Raw genomic sequence first — 18,757 nt, forward strand, 5'->3', positions numbered from 1 at the left:
GTCCTGTGCGATAATAGGCCCCCATGGAGACATCCCCGATGAACGTGCGCTGGCACGACGTAAGCATCCCCATCCACGACGGCACGACGGTGTGGCCCGGCGACGACCCCGTGCGTCTGGTGGCGGCGAGCCGTATCGCGGAGGGTGCGAGCTGCAACACCTCAACGATTACTCTGCCCACGCACACGGGCACCCATTGCGACGCGCCATGGCACTTCGAAGAAGGGGGGCGAAAGTTGCATGAAATAGACCCGGAAGTCTATTTCGGCGAGGCGACGGTCATTCATTTGCCCGATGTGGAGCGGATCGAAGCTGAACACCTCGGCGCCAGCCCCCTGCCCCGCCGTGTGCTCTTCAAGACGAAGAACAGCGACTACCCGGTGAACGGCCCCTTCAATACCGCCTTTGTGGCCATAGCGCCGGAAGCCGCACGGCGACTGGTGGACGAAGGCGTGCGCCTTGTGGGTATAGACTACCTCTCCATTGCCCCCTACAAGAACTCCGGCCCAACCCACCACACCTTCCTGGAGAACGACGTGTTTGTGGTGGAGGGGCTCTGCCTGCGCGACGTGCCCGCCGGAACGTATCCATTTGTTGTGCTGCCCATGCCCATTCACAATGCGGATGGCGCTCCCTGCCGGGCCTTTGTGGGCCTGCCTCGATAAGGAAAACTCCCTTGTTTAGAATTCTCTGCCTCGCCGGATTGCCACTGATACTCTTGCTTGCCGGGTGCCCAAACACCGACAACGGGGCGATCCACGTCACGGGTGAGATCGAATCGCGCCACACTACGGCGGGTTCCCGAATCGGGGGACGGGTCATGGCCGTGCTGGCGGAAGAAGGCGACACGGTCGCGAAGGATGCGGTGGTGGTCCAGTTGGACGATGCCGAGGCGAAGGCCCTCGTCGCGGCCGCCGAGGCCCAGCTCGCGAGTCGGGAGGCCCTGCTGGCGAAGCTTGTGGCCGGCGCCACACCGGAGCAACTGCGCCAGGGGGAGGCCGCCGCCGCGGCAGCAGCCGCCCAACTCGCCATGGCGCTGAAGGGGGCAAGAAATGAAGAAATTCGGGCCGCCGCCGCCGCGCTGGACGCCGCCCAGGCCCAGCGCGACGTGGCCGTGAAGGAGTTTGACCGCGTCAAGAACCTGCTGAGTCAGGAGGTGGCCTCGCAGCGCCAGTTTGATCAGGCGAAGGCCGCGCTGGATGCGGCCGAGGCCCAGTTCAAGGGCGCGAAAGAGCAGCGCGATCTGGTGCTCAGCGGCGCGCGGGTGGAAGAGATCGACATGGCCCGGGCCTCGAATGACAAGGCCCAGGCCGCACTGGAGGAACTGAGAATCGGCCCGCGGGTGGAGGATATTGACGCCGCCCGCGCCGCGCGGGAAGCCGCCGCCGCCGACCTGGAGCGGGCCCGTGTGGGCCTCCGCGAAATGGCTATCGTCTCGCCGCAGAACGGGGTCATCGAGTCCCTCGATGTGCGTCCCGGTGATTTGGTGAAGCCCGGCCCCGTGGTGCGGATTGTGGATCCGGAAGATCTCGAAGTGACCCTTTTCGTCGGCGCGAAGATGCTCGGCCACCTCCAGCTCCAGCAGGAAATCACCTTTACGGCGGATGCTTTCGGCGCGGAGACCTTCACGGGCAAGATCAAGCAGATTGCGGCGGAAGGTGAATATACCCCGCGCAACCTCCAGACCGAGGAAGAGCGCGTGCAGCAGGTCTTTGGCGTGACCGTTGGCCTGGACTCCCACGGGGGCAAACTCCGCCCCGGCATGGCCGTGACCGCGCGCCTGCCCAAGATAAACGGGGCCAACTGATGGCCAGTGTCATCGAGGTCAAGAATCTCACGCGGCGCTTCGGCGGCATGACGGCTGTGGACAGCGTCAGCATGGAGATCGTGGAGGGCGATATCTACGGCTTTCTCGGCCCCAACGGCTCGGGCAAGACCACGCTCATCCGCATGCTCTGCGGCCTGCTCCACCCCACTTCAGGCACGGGGTCGGTGCTGGGCTACCAGCTTGTGCGCGACAGCGAGGCGATCAAGCGGAGCATCGGCTACATGTCCCAGCAGTTCAGCCTCTACGCTGATCTATCGGTGATGGAGAATCTGAAATTCTATGCGGGTATCTACGGCATCCCTCGTCGTGAGCGCTCGGATCGCATCGATGAAGTCATCGACATCGTGGGCATTGGCGATTTTCGAAAGCAGCTTGCGGGCCGGCTCTCGGGCGGCTGGAAGCAGCGCCTCGCCCTGGCCTGCGCCCTGGTGCACAAGCCCCGCCTCATGTTCCTCGATGAGCCCACGGCGGGCATCGACCCCGTGGCGCGCCGGGACCTGTGGAACCTGCTATTTGACCTGGCGGGCCAGGGCGTGACCTTTTTCGTCACCACGCACTACATGGACGAGGCGGAGCGCTGCAGCCACCTGGGCTATATTTACTATTCGAAACTAATGGTGCACGGCACACCCGGCGAGCTGAAGGCCCTGCCGGAGGTGACGCCCGAGGGCACGGCGCGCTATGAACTGCGCCTCCCCCGCGTTGCCGTGGCCATGCGACGCCTCAATGAAATGCCCTATGTAATGGATGCCACGATTTTCGGCGACGCGCTTCACGTGCTTGCGGAGAGCGGATCGGGCCCCCATCTGAAACGAGATCTGGAAAAGGACGGATTTCCCTCGGCGGAGGTCCGCGAAATTCCCGCCACACTGGAAGATGTCTTCGTAACCCTTACGCGGCTGCGGGCGAAGGAGCGCGCCGGTGTTTAAGGGTCTCGTCTCCATCATGTACAAGGAGTCCCGCCACATTTTGCGAGACCCGCGCACCCTCTTCCTCATGCTGCTGGTGCCCGCGGCCCAGTTGACCGTCTTCGGCTACGCGATCGACATGGATGTGAAGAATATCGCGACGGTGGTCTACAACCTGGACGGCCGGGCCGAGAGCCGGGCGCTCATAGACAGCTTTACCAATTCGGGCTATTTCACCATCAAGCGCGAAGTGACTTCCGGTGCCGAAGTGAACCACGCCATCGTCCGGGGCGAGGCCAAGATCGGCCTGATCATCCCCCACGACTACAGCGATCGCCTTTTGACGGGGGAACATACCGAAATTCAGGTATTGATCGACGGCAGCGACTCCACGGTGGCCATGCAGGCCCTCAACGTGAGCAACGCCATCGCCCTGCGTAAATCCATCGATTTGCTGGCCGATGTTTCCGGCGGTGCGACGGAACCGCCCATCGCGGCCCAGCCCCGGGTGCTCTTCAACCCCGACATGCGCACGGCGAACTTCATGGTGCCGGGCCTCGTGGGCATTATTCTCCAGATGATCACCATGCTGCTGACCGCCTTCGCCATCGTGCGGGAAAAGGAGACCGGCACCCTGGAGCAGCTCATGGTGACCCCCGTGTCGCGGCTGGGATTGATCCTGGGAAAGCTCCTGCCCTACGGCCTGGTGGGCATCATGGAAACCGTGTCGGTGCTGGTGCTCATGCGCTTCCTCTTCCAGGTGCCCATCGCCGGAAGTGTTTTCCTGCTGGCGGGCTTCACGCTCATTTTTCTCTTCACGGCGCTGGGCCTCGGACTCCTCGTCTCTACCTTTGCGGGCAACCAGATCCAGGCGCTCCAGTTCTCTTTCTTCATCATTCTGCCTTCGGTGCTCCTGTCGGGATTCATTTTCCCGCAGGACTCCATGCCCCACATCATCTACCTGATCGGACAGGCGGTGCCCGCGACGTATTTTATCCAGATCCTGCGGGGTATCATCCTGCGGGATACGGGCTTTGAAGACTTGTGGATGAACGGCGTGATCCTGGCGTGCATGGGCGTATTTGTGCTCACCCTGGCCACCCTGCGCTTCCGGAAGAACCTGGGGTAAATCCAAGCATTTGTACCGCTACCTCCGGGACACAAACTTTATGAAAATCGTGAACAGCCAGCACTATTTGCTCAACCCATGGAGCATCTCATGCGACCCAGAAAAGTGAAGATCGACCCCGCGCGCCGAGCGCAGATTGTGGCCAATGCCCGAAAGCATCAGGCGGAGCGGGCGGGTGGTTATCGCGAACAGGCCCTGAAGCTATTCCCCCATGTCTGCGCCCGTTGTGCCCGTGAATTCGAAGGGCCGAATCTTCGCGAGTTAACCGTCCACCATAAGGATCACAATCACAATAACAATCCGCCGGACGGCAGCAACTGGGAATTGCTCTGCCTCTACTGTCACGATGACGAGCATCAGGATGCGGTCCAGCGCGAAGCCGGTACGAGCCCCGGCGCGATCGGGCGCACGGAAGTAACGCTGGGCTTCAATGCCTTCGAGGGTCTGAAAGGCTTGCTGGGAACGGCGGACGAGGACAAGGACTGAAGCCGTAAGGGATTGAAAGTACAAGGCGGTTGCAGTGTGATTCATTGTCCAAGGCTCTGCTATCCCATTCTGCCGCATCGGTCGTTTAAGTCCCTTCCGTCCTTTAAGTCTCTTTCTCCGATTGACCGCACCTTTCCCCCGTGCTAAACTCCGAACACGTTCAGAACGGAGCACCCCATGAGCACCCCCAAGCCCAAGAAAAGCGAAGTTACCAAGGCCCACATCCTCAATACGGCCCTTGCCCTTTTTCAGGAGCATGGCTTCGAAAAAACCACCATGCGCATGATTGCAGCCGCTTGCGAACTATCCCTCGGTGCGGCCTACTACCACTTTGAAACCAAGGAAGCGCTGGTGCTGCACTTCTATGCCCAGACCAGCGCCGAGGCCCGCGAATACAACCAGCAAATCGTGGCCCGTTCTCACGACTTCAAGGAGCGCATGACCGCGCTGCTCCAGTTCAAGCTGGAGCAGATGACCCCTTTTCGGGAGCTGGCCGCCGTCCTCGCGCGGCAGGCGGCGGACTGGAATCACCCCCTTTCCCCCTTCAGCGCCCAGTCTACCCCCATGCGCAACGAGGCCATCAGCCTTATTGACGATGTGATTGCCGGAAGCAACCTGAAAGCCTCGGCTGTGCTGCGCCCTCACCTGGCAAAGATCCTGTGGCTCTACCAGATGGGGATCATCCTCTTCTGGGTAAACGACACCTCGGCGGAGCAAGAGCGCACGAAAAATCTCATCGGGGTCAGTCTGGGCCTCATCGAGAAATTCATCCGCGCCTCTGCGCTTCCCTTCATGCGCGGGCTGAACCAATCCGCGGTGAAAATCGTGGAACTGGTGGAAAGCAGCGCCACCCGCACAACCCCGTCTTGACCGCCCGTCGCCCCATGCCGCCCCGACAAGCAACCTCAATCTTCCTGACGGCGGCACGCAAGCGCCGAATCGCAGCGCTCCACACACCCCTTGAGGACCTCTACGCGCGGTACAACCAGCGCTGCTACGTGGACCCCGATCCGCTGGCACCACTTTACGGCTATTCGGCCCCGCAGGATCAGGAAATCATCGGGCTGATCACGGCTTCCCTGGCCTTTGGCAATGTGAAACAGATTCTGAAGAGCATTGAGCTGGTCCTCCACGCGCTGCCAGAGCCCGCGCAATCACTTCCCGGCCTGTCGAATAGCGAACTGAATCGGCGCCTCGCCGGATTTCGCCACCGTTATGTCACGGGGGTGGAAATGGCCTCGCTGCTGACGGGCGCGGGCACCCTTCTCCGGGAACACGGAACCCTCGGCGCAGCCTTTACCGCGATGGATGAGCCCGAATCACCCACGATTCTGCCCGGTCTCACCCGCTTCGTCCATGCGCTGCGGGACAAAGGACCGCTGGCAAAGAACTATCTGTTGCCCGATCCTGCGCTGGGCAGCGCGTGCAAGCGGTGGTTCATGTATTTGCGATGGATGGTGCGGTGTGACGCGGTGGATCTAGGCCTCTGGCGTTATCTGGGCGCCCACCGGCTTGTCATTCCCGTGGACACGCACATGCACCGCGTGGCCCTCGGCCTCGGCCTCACGAAGCGCAACAGCGCCGACCTCAAGACTGCGCTGGAGATCACCCGGGCCTTCCAGGTGGTGTGTCCCGAGGACCCGGTGCGCTACGACTTTTGTCTGACGCGTCTCGGCATTCGCGACGACGGAGACATGGCTGGGTTTCTTTGCGAGGCGATGAAGAAGTAAAGCGCGGGTCGCCGCGCTTACGCTCCCTCGGCCAGTTTCATTTTCACTTCGCCCGCATGGCGCACGGCGGTCCAGATCACATCGCACACGGCGTCGATCGTGGCTTCGCACATCGCGGTGCCGGTGGGCAGGCAGAGCACCCGCTCCGACAAACGCTCCGTATGGGGCAGGCGAAGACGCGCCTCGGGGAAGAGGGTCTTGTAGGGCTCCATGCGGTGGCAGCAGGGATAAAAATAGCGCCGCGCGAGAATATTCTCCGCGTGAAGCACCTTCAGCAGCTCGTCCCGGCTCAAGCCCGCGCTCTCTTCGTCTACTTCGACGATCACATACTGGTAATTGCGCTGCTCCAGGGTTTCATCGGTGAGCAGCACGACGCCGGGCAGGTCCGCGAGACGGAGGTCGTAGCGCGCCATGTTGCGGCGGTTCACTTCAACGAAGGTGTGCATGCACTCCAGCGAGGCCAGCCCCATGGCCGCGCTGGCCTCGGTCATCTTTCCGTTGATTCCCAAATAGACCACGGAATCCGGGCCATCGAAGCCGAAATTTTTCATCAATCGAAGTCGCCGGGCCAGATCGCCGTCGTTGGTGACAATGGCGCCGCCTTCAAAGGCGTTCAGGAACTTCGTCGCGTGGAAACTGTACACCTCGGCATCGCCAAAGCTGCCGATCATTTTTCCTTTGTGCGAGCATCCGAAGGCGTGGGCCGCGTCGTAGAGCAGCTTCAGATTGTGGCGCTGAGCCACTTCCGCAAGTCCCTCCACATCGCAGGGCTGGCCCCAGAGATGGACACCGATAATGCCGGTGGTTCGCGGGGTAATCAGCGACTCCACCTTTTTCGGATCGAGGGTGCGCGTGCGGGGATCGATATCACAGAAGACCGGCGTGATTTCCTGCCACTGGAGCGCATGGGCCGTGGCGACGAAGGTAAAGGACGGCACGATGACTTCGCCCTTCATCCCCAGCGCGCGGATGGCCAGCTCCAGGGCCACGGTGGCATTGCACGCGGCGATGCAGTGCTTCACACCGGCGGCTTCCGCGATGCGCGCTTCAAATTCCTGCACAAAGGGGCCGTTGTTGCTGAGCCAGTTTCGATCCAGCATCTCCTCCATCCGCGCCAGAATCGCCTTGCGATCACCAATATTCGGGCGCCCGACGTGGAGCGCTTGCTCAAATGCAGGCGGGGCGCCAAACACGGCGAGGGACTCTACTGCGAAGATGGTTTCTTTGACGGTGGTAGGTGCCACGATGATCTGCCTCGACGTCCGGATGCCACCCCGCACAACGGGCCAGCGGGGACCAGTGAACTATACCTGCAAGTGGACCCGAATTTCACGAAGGGGACAGGATGAAGGATGAAGGATGAAGGGTGAAGGATGAAGGATGAAGGGTGAAGGATGAAGGGTGAAGGGTGAAGGATGATACGCGTCGTCAAATCCGCGCCCCCATAAGACCCATAAGACCCATAAGACCCATAAGACCCATAAGACCCATAAGACCCATTCATAATTCATGATTCATAATTCATAATTCACCTTCCCCCAGCGCCACACGTGCAGCACAAAAAGCAGGCCCTGCTCCACGAACTTCATCGCGACCAACCCAGTCAGCCCGGCCCCGTACCACGCTGGCACCGCGAGCGCAAGGCTGGCCACGCGCGAGATGAGCGTGGGCACCATAATCCCGCCGCGATCACCCACAGCGCGGAAGTAGACATTGAAGGTCAGATTCGCCGGCGTCACGATCAACACCAGGGAACAAAGCTGCACCAGGGCCATGGACTCGGGAAACTTCGGGAAGAAAAACTGGATGATGAGGCTGCTGAGTACAAAGGAGGCCGCCGCCGTTGCCATACCGCCCAGGAGCAGATACAGCAGTTTTCGCCAGGTGAGCTTCATTGTTCCGTTGGCGAAGCGCGCAGTAAACACGGCGAATGCCGGGATGAGCACCGAACGCAGCTTCGTGTAGGGCAGCAGGCCGAGATAGAGAATCTCCAACTGCCGCTCCGAACCGAGGCTGCCCACGAGCACCTTGTCAAAATGGTTTTCCACCATGACCACACCACTCACCAGCGTCACAAAGGTGGCAAAGGAAAAGAGGTCGGGGTCATTGCGCCGATCCGTGATGGCGCCCGCGCAATGAAAACAGATGAAGCCCGCGAGCAGCACGTGGGAACCAAAATAGGCCGCGATGGCCGCCCACGCATCGTCGGGACGCCAAAGGGCCGCGAGAATAACGGCAATAACTCGACCGGTGAACAGGAGGGTGGTCCAGGCGCTCTCCCGCGCGAACTGCTGCTTGCCGTTGAGGTAGGCGGTGTAGTTCAGCAGGGGCCGGTAGAGCGGAAAAAAGAGGGCGCACAGGGCCACGCTGATTGCCGTCTCCCGATTGCCCGTCACGCCCCAGTTCCACGCGGCCAGCCCCGCCAGCAGGACGGCCCCGCTGAAGGACACTAGCGCCGCGCGCCGAGTTCCCACGATGAAAGAATAGTCATAGCCGCGCGCCACGGATCGGGAAAGGCTGTCGCCGATACCCATGTAGGAAAAGACCGCGAACAGCTCCATGAGCGAGATGGCGTAGATATAGCCCCCGAAGAGATTGCCTCCGGTAAAATTGGCAAGATACCATGTAAGCACGACGCTCGAAACAAGCTGCGCGCCGGTTTGCATCAATTTCCACGGCGCGCCGCTCACGAAAAAGCGCACATCCCCGTGGGACCAGATGCGGCTAAGCCTCGCGCGCATGACGTTGACTCCCGAGGCGCTGCTTCAGCCCCTTGAATGATGCGGGAACGAGCAGGCGCAACATGTCGGGCACCAGGTGCATGAGCTCATGCCACGGACGCCGGTGCAGGCGGTGATATTTCCATCGGATCGCCAGGCTGCAGCGCAACTGGGGCTTCCAGCGCGCGTAGGAAATGGCAGAGAACTCGTGGGTACTTCGCTGGCAGAGGGGCTCGGGCAAATTATGGCCGCGGGTGCACTCGAGCAGGCGGAAGTAAAGATCGTAGTCCTGAGCGTAGGGGAACGCGGGATCATAACCGCCGCACGCGCGCAGGCAATCGAGGCGCACCACGATTGTTGAATGAATAAAGGGGCAGAAGCGCGGGAGTGCACTCGCAATGGCGTCGTGCTCAACGGGTTTCCGCTTCACCACGACGGCGCCGGTCTGGCGGTTGGTGTCCTCGCTCCAGCACCCGATCAGGCCTGTATCCGGATGCGCCGCGCAATACGCGAGCTGTCGCGCCAGCTTTGCGGGATGCCAGGTATCCCCCGCGTCAATGCGGGCAAGCCAAAGGCCCCGTGCTTCGTCCACACCCCGCTTCAGCGCGCGGGTCAGCCCTGCATTGGCCTCCAGCGTGATAAATCGCACGCGCGGGTCCCGCGCGGCAAACTCACGGATTATGTCACCCGTTTCATCAGTTGACCCGTCATCCACTACGATGCATTCCCAATCCGCCATGGACTGAGCAAGCACGCTATCCAGCGTGGCGGACAGCGTCGTAGCGGCGTTGCGGGCCCCGATGACGATGGAGACCGTGGGCGATGTGGTGAAATCAGGGGACATGGTTGGCTCAAGGTGGCGGCTTCGGCGCGTATTCTACGGCGCGCGGGTGGGCAAAACAATTTGCCGCATGGGACTGTTGCTTAATGCAGGCTGATTCGCGCGGACCAATTGCGGACCCAGCGGCTGTTACGAATCTGCCGCCAGAGGCGACCGGTCGCGCCGGGTGGATGGTGGGCATCGTGGATGAAGTCCTCGGTCATGCGCCGCTCTTCCGCCGCGATCCAGGCCGCAGGCCAGGGCCTGAGCGGGGTGCTTGGTGACACGCGGTCGATTCGATTGGAGAAATTATTGAAAGCGGTGGCATACAGCTCCGTGGCGTGAAGTGCGGACTGTTCCCAGCGGTAGCCATTGATTATCGTGGTCACCGCCGCGCGGGCAATAGACGCGCAGCGCGTCGGATCGCCCATCAGGGTCGCCGTGCACGCTGCAAACGCAGGGGCATCGTCGAAGGGCAGCAGGAAACCGTTTTCGCCATTTCGGATCGCTTCGGGCACCATCCCTACTTGCGTCGAAAGACAACAGACACCGGAGGCCATGGCCTCCAGCACAGGCACCGGGCCGCCCTCGATGGTGGAGGTGCACCAGTAGACGTCCATGGCGCGATAGAGGGCCGCGAATTCCGCCTCGCCCACGACAAAGGGCTTCCAGAGACACTGGACGCCCGAGGAAGACAGGGACGCGATGAATTCCCCCCATCCTGGACCGACTATCAGGACTTGCGGGACGTGGCCCATTCCGAGTAACACCCGCATGCCTTTCACGAAGGTGTCGGTGCCCTTGCGCCCGCCCGCGTCGCTCGATCGCTTCCCCACGAAGCCTATAGTGAAGCATCCCGGATCCAGACCGAGTGCGGCGCGTATTGCAGGCTTCTCTTCCACCGCCGGTGGTCGAAAAGTTTCCGCTTGGATGCCATAGGGAACGATGGCAAGTTTCTGCTCGTCCACGCCGGATTCACACAGGCGCCCGTACCACTGGCGAGAAGCGGTCATTACAGCGTCGGCGCGATCAACGCTGCCCATGCTCGAAGCACCCTGCACGTGGTGGATCGTGGTCACCGTGGCAATGCGCCCGCAAAACGCGTCGATGGTCTTGTTGGCGTCTTGTGGCGTAAGAAAGTGCGCCAAATCAAAATGCCCGGCGTAACGTTCCAGCCCAGGCAGCGCGCGGAGCACGGGTCCTGAGCATAGGGTGGCGTCGATGCCGGGTGTATGGGTCGCGATGGCCCGGGCGATAGTGCCGCAAATCCAATAGGGCACATCGGGCACGAGCAGCACGCGCAGGGGTTGGTTCACGGTACGCCGCCCTGTGAAACGTCCACATAATTCAAGTCACGAATCAATTCAAACTGGCTTTTCCAGTCCCGCAGTGGCGTACACCAGTCTCCCGCGCGGCGAACATCTTCCGTGGCGCCATTCCGGTCGCTGAGATTGTCCTGGAACGCGAGCCCCTCCAAGCTATCTGCAAAGCCGTCTTGAAAGCGGCGGGGGTGAATGAAAAAAGCATTGACGCCATTGGAATCGACCGTGACGAAGCGATAGCCCCGAGAGCCGAGGAGCGCATGCCAGGCTTCAAGTGAGGCGCCATAATAAAGTCGCGTCGGGTGCGCCGCCATCCGCGAAAAACCGGGATCATAAGGTACGGTGATCGCCCTTTCGGGGCCGAAGGCGCTGTTGTACTCGACCACGACAATGCCGGGGCTAAAGCCGAGCGACAACACCGCCTCCAGAATATGGTAGTCGATGCCGTCAATATCGAGTATGAACACATCGGGGTTGCGATAGGGGCAGCGCTTCATCAGCTTCTCGATATTGTCCCGATCCACCAACTCCTGCACGGCGGAGACATTGTGGCAGCGCAGTTCACGGATCACCCGTTTGCAGCGCGCCGTCAGTCGCGGATTCCCCTCCACCATCACCCCGCCATAACGCCGCGCGAAGGCCAGCCAGGCCGAGCAATTCTGCAGACCATCCGCCGAGCCGATTTCCATGAAGAAACGATTTCGCTCCAGCATCCGAGCACAGAGATAATCGATGATGCCATCCTCCCCGTGCTGGCTGAATCCGGAAAACTCCCACGACAGGGGCCGCGTCGGGTCCACCTCGCGCGCCGCCGCCGTGGCCGCCGCGCGGGCATAGGCGGCCGCCACCCGTGACTGGCATTCCAGGCGCTCGGGCGTGCGCAGCACGTGGAGGATTTTCTTCATCATCCGATACATGGCATCTCTCGCAGATTCTCAGACAAGCGAACGGTAAGCCGCCGCGAACTCGGCCACTGTCTGGTCCAGGGTGAAATCCTTCAGCACGCGGTCCCGCGCGGCCGCGCCCCACTCCAGGCGCTTGTGGGGCGATTCTACACAGTCAGCGATGGCCTCGACCAGATGGCGGGTGCCACCACGCTGAAACAAGAGTCCATTTTCTCCGTCCACGATGATCTCCCGCGCGGATGGGAAGTCCGACACCAGACAGGGCAGGCCGGTGCCCATGGCCTCCAGCAAGGCCATCGGAAAACCCTCTGCCTCCGATGCCATTACATACCCGTCGAGGGCATGAAGTACGGGCAGGACATCTTCCCGGAAGCCCGCAAAGTGCACGCGATCCGTCAGGCCATGATCTCCGCACCAGGCTTTCAGCGCGCCTTCCTCCGGCCCGCTTCCCGCCACGAGCAGGCGCAATTGGGGATACCGTTCGCGACAGGCATGGAGGGCCTCGCACACCCGGCGCTGTCCTTTGTCCAACCTGATGCGGCCCGTCATGCCCAGCACAAAGTCGTCCGGCCCAATGCCGAAACACGTCCGGGCCTCCGCACGCTCGGCCGCACTCGGCGGGCAAAAGCGCGAGGGGTCAATGCCATTGTAGATGATTCGCGTTTGCACCGGCGTGATCACGCTGGCCGCCGCGGCTTTGGAGCAGGCCAGCAGCACATCGCATTTGCGATAGCGGGTGCGCTCCATCCACTGCTGGCTCAGGCTGCCGCCGCCGCGAATATGGTGAAGGTGCTCCACCAGTCGAGGGGGCCGCGCCCACTCCGAAAAGAGGCACGACGGCGCGCCGTGGGCATGGACGATATCCGGCGCTTCGGCGCGAAGCAGCCCGCGCAGTTTCCAGGGGATGCGCGGGTCCCATCGAGAGGCCGCCAGATGGCGCGGTGGAATTCCTCGCTCCGCAAAAGCTCCCGAAAAGGCCCCCGGCCCATGGAGTACCGCCAGGGTGCAGTCGATGTCCAGATCCGCCAGTCGAGGGAGCACGGAAAGCAGCAGGGTCTGGACGCCCCCCAATTTCATACTGTCCACCACATGGACCACGCGCAACCGACGCCCCATCTCAGGCACCCGACCCCGCGGCGGTGCGATAATGGGCAAGATAGGCCGCGGCAACATCGTTCCAGCCCCGGGCCTCCGCCTTCGCGCGGGAATGTGCGCCGTGGCTGCGGATCAACGCGGGCCGTTGCAGATAGGCGTTGAGCGCCCGGGCAATATCGGCACCGTCCGGTGCGATGAAATCGCCGTTAAGTCCCGGCTCGATCAGCTCCAGCGCACCACCCGTCCGCGTCTTGAGGATGGGCAGGCCCGAGGCCATGGCCTCCAGCACGGTGTTGCTCATCCCTTCATTCAGCGAGGGGAGCACGAAAACATCGTGGGTGCGATAGACCGACGGCAATTGCTCGTGGGGGACCGCCCCCAGAAAGCGCACGCGCTCACCCAGTTCCGCCGCACGCGCCGCCAGGGCTTCGCGCTGGTTGCCCTCGCCCACGATGGTGAGGGTCGCGCGGTCATCGCCCAGTTGCGTCATGGCATCGATGACGTGCTCGATGCCCTTGCGCTGGATCAGACGCGCCACGGTGAGTATCCGCAGTCCGCCGTTGGTGTCCAGCGGTTCGCCCGGCCGGAAGGTGGTCGTATCCACACCATTGGGGATCACGTCGATGGTCTGGCCCGGCGCGGATTGCAGGGCGAGGTCGCGCAACCCCTCGGAATTCGCCACCACGACGGCCGCCCTGCGCCACACGTGGGCACTGAGTCTCTTAAATAAAAGCGTGTCCGCGACGCGAAAGCGCGCATTGTAAAAGGGCACATCAGAGCCTCGCAGCGAAACGATATAGGGCAGGTTCAGCCGCCAGGCCATGACCCCGCAGGGAATTCCAAAGAAGGCATGGCACAGGTCGTATCGGTGCCGCTTTGTCAGTACACGCGCATAGCGGTAAGCCCTCAGGCTGTAGGTCATCAAATCGCGATTTGTCTGGTAGTGGAGACTGCCGCGTTTGCCGATGTCCACAAAGTGAACGGTCTGACCGGGCGCGATTTGCTCCTGACGGCTCTCGCCCGCAGAGGAGGTGACCAGATCGATTACCAGATCGGCCTGGCCCGCCATCGCGCCAAGGATATTGCGATTGGCCTGGGCTGCGCCGCCGCCCAGCGGGGGAAACTCGTAGTTGAGCATGAGCACGCGCACGGGCTCAGTCTCCACCGATGATTTCACGTACCGTGTAAATAGTCTTGTTCTGACTCTCGTAGTAGGTGCGCACACTCAATTCGCCCAGGAGCCCCATGCCAATGAGCTGCAGCCCGCCGAGTCCGAACAGAATGCAGATGTACATCCACGCGTTGTCCGTTACGTCTTGTCCGTAGGCGAGTTTTTCCCCGAGTGTTATCGTCCCCGCGACAAAGCCCATGAAGAGCGCGTAGAGCCCCCACTTGCCAAATACCTGCATGGGCTTGGTCCGGTAGGACATCAGAAATTTGATCGTAATCAAGTCGAGCACCACGCGAAACGTTCGGTCGATGCCATATTTCGAATGGCCAAAGCTGCGGGGCCGGTGATTCACGGGAATCTCCACCACGCTGGCCCCCGCCCAACTCGCCAGCACTGGAAGGAATCGGTGCATTTCGCCATAGAGGTGCATGTGCTCCGCCAGGTCGCGGTTGTAGGCTTTCAGGGAGCAACCGTAATCATGAAGCTTGACGCCCGTAATCCGAGAAATGAGCCAATTGGCCACGAGGCTCGGGAGCCGCCGTGAAAAGAACTCGTCCTGACGCCGGGCACGCCAGCCACTGACCACATCAAAACCCTCCTCCATCTTCTCCAGCAATCGGGGAATGTCCCTGGGGTCATTCTGCAGATCGGCATCCAGCGGCACGATCACCGCGCCCCGCGCGGCATCGAAACCCGCCGCCATCGCCGCAGTCTGTCCGAAGTTGCGTCGGAATATAATCGCCCGCACGCCTGCACGGGCGGCCAGGGTGCGGCAAATCTTTGCGGAGCCGTCGGTGCTTCCATCATCCACGAAGATTACCTCGTAACGCCGACCAGGGAGCAATTCCATGGCTGCGCAGATCTCTCCATAGAGCTGGAGAAGGGAGTCCTCCTCGTTAAATACCGGTATGACAATGGATACGGCGTAAGGATGGTTCATCGGGCACCTGTTGGAAACCGCAGCGGGCGCGGCGGGGGGCGGCGCATCATACCCAAGGGGCCCCGGCCTGTTCAATGCGCCCGCAGTTCCGGAGCGATTGCGCCCGTGGAAGCGCCGTCGCCCGGCCTCCCTTTTGCATCCCACGGCGGGACTTACTATAATGCGCTCTCTCTCCTGAAGCCCTTTCCACCCGAACGCGAGGTATCCATGCATTCCGATACGGACGCTTTGCCCGCCGCCATCGACACGCCGGCAGCCCCCGCTCCAACGCGTCATACCTTTCCGGAGCATACCATCCTCTCGCTGGCGCTCATGCTGCTCTTGTCCTGCGGCGTGCTCTATGGCATGAATTGGGCCTATAAGGAAGACGTTAAAGTCGTACAGCAGTGGGACTTCTCCGCCCTGGCTGGTGAAGGCCCCTGGACCTTTCCAAAGGCGGATCAGTCCCGGACCGAATCAGGCATGGTCTATACCGCCGCGCAGACGGGTCCGGGCCCCGCGCTTACCCTCAATTTTGACGCCGCAACGGTGCGCAACATCCGCGTCACCATGGCCGTGAGCAGGGTGGAAGATGGCATGCCCATCCCCTATGCGCTGGAGTGGTACTGGGCAAGTCCCGACGACGTGGCGGCGGCCGGCGAAGGCTGGCCCTTTTCGACGGATCGAGGCACGCCTTTTGTGCAGCCCGACCGCCACAAGGAAGAGGAGCGCCTCGTGCGCATTCACGAGCACCCACGATGGCGGGGGCCGATTGCGAAGGCCTTTCTCAGTGTGAAGCTTCCGAACAGCGCCATCGGCCCCTTCAGGGTGGAAACGAAGAAAATAGAGTTTCTGGAGTAACGCGCCATGGGCGGATATTGGAACGATAAGCGAATTGCCCGGAGCGCGGCCTGCCTGGTGTTGTTCGCCATCGTGGGCTATGGGGCCTTTCTCCGGATTCATGATCTCGGTGTGAGCCTGTACGACGATGAACTGTATACGCGCGAGCGCGCCATGCAGTCCATTCCCTTCACACTTGAAACGCGGAGCTATCCGCTTTATTACCTTCTCGCGAAAGTCAGTCTGGCCTTCGGCGACACGGAAGCCGCCCTGCGCCTTCCCAGTTTCATCGCGGGGCTTCTCACCATCATTCTCGCTTATGGCGTGGTGCGCCAGGTTCATTCCCGCACGGCGGGACTCGTCGCGGCCGCCATCGTAGCCTTTGCCCCCTTCCACATTTACTACAGCACCTTCGCGCGCTATTACGCGCTGATGATGTTCTTCGCGCTCCTGGCCCTCTGGTATCTCTATGGCGTGCTGGAACGGGGCCGCCTGCGCGACTGGCTGGGCTACACCCTGGCCGCTTTCCTCGCTTTGGCCTCTCATGTCTGCTTTGCGCCCGCCCTCGCGATGATGAACATCGTGGCCGCCGTCTATCTCCTGTGCCAGCGTTCCCGGGGCTCCATCCGCCGTCGCGTGGGTCTCGTGAGTCTGCTGGCCCTGTGTACCTTGGCCGCAAGCAGCCTCCTGATTCAGAAAAATGTGGACCCATCGAAAATCTTCGCGCTGGCGTCGAAGTCAACAGTGGCCGCTCCGGCGGCGAGCGTTGCGACGGCGGAAGCGCCTCCGGCGCAACCAAACCCCGCAGTTGCACCCGCCGCCAGTCGCCCCCTGGGCGGCGGACTGGCCTTCACCGATCCCGCCACGGGAAAAACCCGCTATCGCCTCACCTTCTACGATTGCGTCGAGTATCTGAAGACCTATTTCTGGAATGACACCGACTGGCTCTGGCCCCTCCTGCTGGTGCTTGGGATCTGGGGCTTTGTAGACCTGTGGTATCGCGTGCCCGCCCTGGCCGCGCCCCTCACGGGAGGTCTTCTCCTGGGCCCGCTCAGTCTCTTCTTCGTCACCTCCGGGCATTGGTACCACTCGCGCTATCTCTCGTTCACCGCCGTTTTCGCCGTGGTCCTGGTGGCCTGCGGTGCCTGCGTGCTGCCGCGCTTCGTCGCCCGGCTGCTGACGGTCCCGAGGAGCATTCAACTGTGGCGTCGCACCGCCGCATCCGTCCCGGAGCGCAATCTATCGCGAACGAACCTGCTCCAGTCGGGGCTGATGCTGGGACTGGCCATTCCGCTGGCTCCCGTACTCAATGAGGCCTACAACACCTACCCCGTGGACGGCTACCTCCCCCGGGGGCCGCTCGTGACCAATCGGGCGCCCATCCGCGACTGGAAAAACCTGCACAGCCTCACATCGCAGACCGTGCGCGATGGCGACTTCTTCCTCTTCATGACCCCGGAGCATGAGCATGGCGCGCCCTACACCCGCTACTACATGAGCCGCTTCCTGCCCTGGCGCGAGGAGGAGATGCGCTTTGTGGAGCAATACGGCGCGCCCACCCCGGAACTGCTGCGCGATGTGGCGGCGAAGTATCCCTTCTCCAACCTGTGGTTCATCGGCTACCAGAACTACAACGCCCCCGACTTCCAGGACTTCTTCAACGATGCGGGGGCCGAGCAGTATAACTTCGCGTCGGGCAATGTGCCCAAGGGTCTCCGGCTCTTTATGCTGGGCGCACCCACGACCAATTACATTCACAATGGCGGCTTCGAAGGCCGGACCAGGGGCGAGCAACCGGAAGGCGTGAGCAAAACGGTGGACGATGTCTATGCGGGCAGCGTGGCGCTGCAGGTAGCATTGAAGGAGGAGGATGTGGCGGGTAAAGATGCCTGGGAAACCATGTTTCGCACGGCGGTCAGTCCTGCGAAGTACCGCCTGCGCAACAACGCCTTTGAGGCATGGGCTGGCGGCATGCCGGTGGGCTGGAAGATCCGGGGCGCTTCGGCCCTCTCCATGACGGAAGCGGGCTTCGAAGATACACGGGGACTGAAATTCGCCGTCGCACCGGAGACAACCATTGTGCAGCAATCGATTGACGTGGGTACGGCGCCGGGGCGTACGCTGGAAGTGAAGGCCATGGCCCAGAGCAGTTCGCCCGACAATCTTCATCTCGTGCTTCGCTATGCCGGTCCGGGTTTTCAAGAGGAGATTCACGCCGCCCATCCGGGCACGGGTGCCTGGGCCGAAATAAGACTTGAAGCCCCAATCCCCCCGGAGACCGATCCACGCAGTATAACCGTGGAAGTGTGGCGGTTGGCCGGTGGCGATGGAGACGCGCTGCTGGATGACGTACGTCTCAGCGTGTCCGGGGACAACCTCAGCCTCGATCCGTTGAAGCCCTATGTGCTTTCGTTGGCCACCTCGACGGAGAACCTCACCCACAAGAGCGGTTCCAACAGGATTCCCGCCGGACGCGTTCGCCTGGCCTGGATCGACCGGGAAGGGAAGGCGGGCGTCACCAATCTGCTCCACCTGAGCGATGAAGGCACGTGGCGCAAACTCGCGGTAGTGTTCCGGCCGGGTACGGATTTCCCGGCCGACTTGAAAGAGCTTTACCTCGAGGCCGGTATCGTGGACGGCACGGGAATAGTCCGCTTTGATCAGATCCAGATCGAGGAAGGCACCCGGCCGAGCCCCTTCACCAATACAACACGCCTGCCCCATGACGAAACGATCGGCCCTCGTGACCTGTCCGCCCATGCGGTCAAGGTGACCTGGTGATGACCTGCGCCCGGCGGGGCGGCGGCTTCGGAGGGCCGGACCGGCAACCAAGATCGCGCGAATAACCCAGTTCACCCTCGCCCTGGCGGCGCAACTCCAACGG

17 protein-coding genes are annotated in these 18,757 nt (G+C 62.0%); 9 read left to right on the forward strand and 8 right to left on the reverse strand.

The features are described 5' to 3' along the window. Positions 1-38: 38 nt before the first annotated feature. The 7 genes from JNK74_14470 to JNK74_14500 all read left to right on the forward strand — a co-directional run bounded on the left by JNK74_14470 (position 39) and on the right by JNK74_14500 (position 6,081). Complete coding sequence (locus tag JNK74_14470) at positions 39-665, forward strand: cyclase family protein (protein ID MBL7647387.1); 627 nt, start codon at positions 39-41, stop codon at positions 663-665. A gap of 11 nt (positions 666-676) precedes the next feature. Beyond that, the gene (locus tag JNK74_14475; protein MBL7647388.1) at positions 677-1,807 is read left to right on the forward strand and encodes an HlyD family efflux transporter periplasmic adaptor subunit; all 1,131 of its coding nucleotides are present in this window, start codon (positions 677-679) and stop codon (positions 1,805-1,807) included. Beyond that, positions 1,807-2,757, forward strand: a complete 951-nt coding sequence (locus JNK74_14480) for an ABC transporter ATP-binding protein (protein MBL7647389.1) — start codon at positions 1,807-1,809, stop codon at positions 2,755-2,757. The genes JNK74_14475 and JNK74_14480 overlap by 1 nt, the downstream gene beginning before the upstream one ends. Next, positions 2,750-3,865, forward strand: a complete 1,116-nt coding sequence (locus JNK74_14485) for an ABC transporter permease (GenBank protein MBL7647390.1) — start codon at positions 2,750-2,752, stop codon at positions 3,863-3,865. The genes JNK74_14480 and JNK74_14485 overlap by 8 nt, the downstream gene beginning before the upstream one ends. 90 nt (positions 3,866-3,955) lie before the next feature. After that, on the forward strand, positions 3,956-4,351 hold the full coding sequence (locus JNK74_14490) for an HNH nuclease family protein (GenBank protein ID MBL7647391.1): 396 nt from the start codon (positions 3,956-3,958) through the stop codon (positions 4,349-4,351). Positions 4,352-4,528: 177 nt separating this feature from the next. Then, positions 4,529-5,221 carry a TetR family transcriptional regulator gene (locus JNK74_14495; protein MBL7647392.1) on the forward strand — a complete coding sequence of 231 codons (693 nt, stop codon included), beginning with the start codon at positions 4,529-4,531 and terminating at the stop codon, positions 5,219-5,221. A 14-nt stretch (positions 5,222-5,235) separates the two neighbouring features. Continuing rightward, the gene (locus tag JNK74_14500; protein ID MBL7647393.1) at positions 5,236-6,081 is read left to right on the forward strand and encodes a TIGR02757 family protein; all 846 of its coding nucleotides are present in this window, start codon (positions 5,236-5,238) and stop codon (positions 6,079-6,081) included. Between the two features lie 17 nt (positions 6,082-6,098). Here the strand turns inward: JNK74_14500 and JNK74_14505 are convergent, their stop codons facing one another. The 8 genes from JNK74_14505 to JNK74_14540 all read right to left on the reverse strand — a co-directional run bounded on the left by JNK74_14505 (position 6,099) and on the right by JNK74_14540 (position 15,054). Beyond that, positions 6,099-7,325, reverse strand: coding sequence for an aminotransferase class I/II-fold pyridoxal phosphate-dependent enzyme (locus tag JNK74_14505; protein MBL7647394.1), 1,227 nt, complete (start codon positions 7,323-7,325; stop codon positions 6,099-6,101). Positions 7,326-7,595: 270 nt separating this feature from the next. Further along, complete coding sequence (locus JNK74_14510; protein MBL7647395.1) at positions 7,596-8,822, reverse strand: oligosaccharide flippase family protein; 1,227 nt, start codon at positions 8,820-8,822, stop codon at positions 7,596-7,598. Next, positions 8,806-9,645 (reverse strand): glycosyltransferase, encoded by an 840-nt coding sequence (locus JNK74_14515; GenBank protein MBL7647396.1) that lies wholly within the window; start codon positions 9,643-9,645, stop codon positions 8,806-8,808. Before JNK74_14515 ends, JNK74_14510 begins: the two co-directional genes overlap by 17 nt. An 80-nt stretch (positions 9,646-9,725) precedes the next feature. After that, positions 9,726-10,937 carry a glycosyltransferase family 4 protein gene (locus JNK74_14520; GenBank protein MBL7647397.1) on the reverse strand — a complete coding sequence of 404 codons (1,212 nt, stop codon included), beginning with the start codon at positions 10,935-10,937 and terminating at the stop codon, positions 9,726-9,728. Next, on the reverse strand, positions 10,934-11,860 hold the full coding sequence (locus JNK74_14525; GenBank protein ID MBL7647398.1) for a hypothetical protein: 927 nt from the start codon (positions 11,858-11,860) through the stop codon (positions 10,934-10,936). Before JNK74_14525 ends, JNK74_14520 begins: the two co-directional genes overlap by 4 nt. An 18-nt stretch (positions 11,861-11,878) precedes the next feature. Continuing rightward, positions 11,879-12,964, reverse strand: coding sequence for a glycosyltransferase (locus JNK74_14530; GenBank protein ID MBL7647399.1), 1,086 nt, complete (start codon positions 12,962-12,964; stop codon positions 11,879-11,881). A gap of 1 nt (position 12,965) precedes the next feature. Continuing rightward, positions 12,966-14,093: a glycosyltransferase family 4 protein gene (locus JNK74_14535; protein MBL7647400.1), complete on the reverse strand. Its 1,128-nt coding sequence runs from the start codon at positions 14,091-14,093 to the stop codon at positions 12,966-12,968. 4 nt (positions 14,094-14,097) lie between these two features. Next, a complete protein-coding gene (locus JNK74_14540) occupies positions 14,098-15,054 on the reverse strand; it encodes a glycosyltransferase family 2 protein (GenBank protein ID MBL7647401.1) in 957 nt (318 codons plus the stop codon). Positions 15,055-15,261: 207 nt separating this feature from the next. Between JNK74_14540 and JNK74_14545 the strand changes: the two genes are divergently transcribed. Further along, a complete protein-coding gene (locus JNK74_14545) occupies positions 15,262-15,894 on the forward strand; it encodes a hypothetical protein (protein ID MBL7647402.1) in 633 nt (210 codons plus the stop codon). Between the two features lie 6 nt (positions 15,895-15,900). Then, positions 15,901-18,654: a glycosyltransferase family 39 protein gene (locus JNK74_14550; protein ID MBL7647403.1), complete on the forward strand. Its 2,754-nt coding sequence runs from the start codon at positions 15,901-15,903 to the stop codon at positions 18,652-18,654. Positions 18,655-18,757: the final 103 nt, after the last annotated feature.

It is taken from the genome of Candidatus Hydrogenedentota bacterium, from assembly GCA_016791475.1.
Classification (GTDB): domain Bacteria; phylum Hydrogenedentota; class Hydrogenedentia; order Hydrogenedentales; family JAEUWI01; genus JAEUWI01.

Bases quoted from the DNA above. Each gene is read 5' to 3' on its own strand.
- JNK74_14500 (MBL7647393.1), top strand. From the start codon at position 5,236: ATGCCGCCCCGACAAGCAACCTCAATCTTCCTGACGGCGGCACGCAAG.
- JNK74_14495 (MBL7647392.1), top strand. From the start codon at position 4,529: ATGAGCACCCCCAAGCCCAAGAAAAGCGAAGTTACCAAGGCCCACATC.
- JNK74_14540 (MBL7647401.1), bottom strand. From the start codon at position 15,054: ATGAACCATCCTTACGCCGTATCCATTGTCATACCGGTATTTAACGAG.
- JNK74_14515 (MBL7647396.1), bottom strand. From the start codon at position 9,645: ATGTCCCCTGATTTCACCACATCGCCCACGGTCTCCATCGTCATCGGG.
- JNK74_14550 (MBL7647403.1), top strand. From the start codon at position 15,901: ATGGGCGGATATTGGAACGATAAGCGAATTGCCCGGAGCGCGGCCTGC.
- JNK74_14545 (MBL7647402.1), top strand. From the start codon at position 15,262: ATGCATTCCGATACGGACGCTTTGCCCGCCGCCATCGACACGCCGGCA.
- JNK74_14510 (MBL7647395.1), bottom strand. From the start codon at position 8,822: ATGCGCGCGAGGCTTAGCCGCATCTGGTCCCACGGGGATGTGCGCTTT.
- JNK74_14480 (MBL7647389.1), top strand. From the start codon at position 1,807: ATGGCCAGTGTCATCGAGGTCAAGAATCTCACGCGGCGCTTCGGCGGC.
- JNK74_14470 (MBL7647387.1), top strand. From the start codon at position 39: ATGAACGTGCGCTGGCACGACGTAAGCATCCCCATCCACGACGGCACG.
- JNK74_14525 (MBL7647398.1), bottom strand. From the start codon at position 11,860: ATGTATCGGATGATGAAGAAAATCCTCCACGTGCTGCGCACGCCCGAG.
- JNK74_14490 (MBL7647391.1), top strand. From the start codon at position 3,956: ATGCGACCCAGAAAAGTGAAGATCGACCCCGCGCGCCGAGCGCAGATT.
- JNK74_14530 (MBL7647399.1), bottom strand. From the start codon at position 12,964: ATGGGGCGTCGGTTGCGCGTGGTCCATGTGGTGGACAGTATGAAATTG.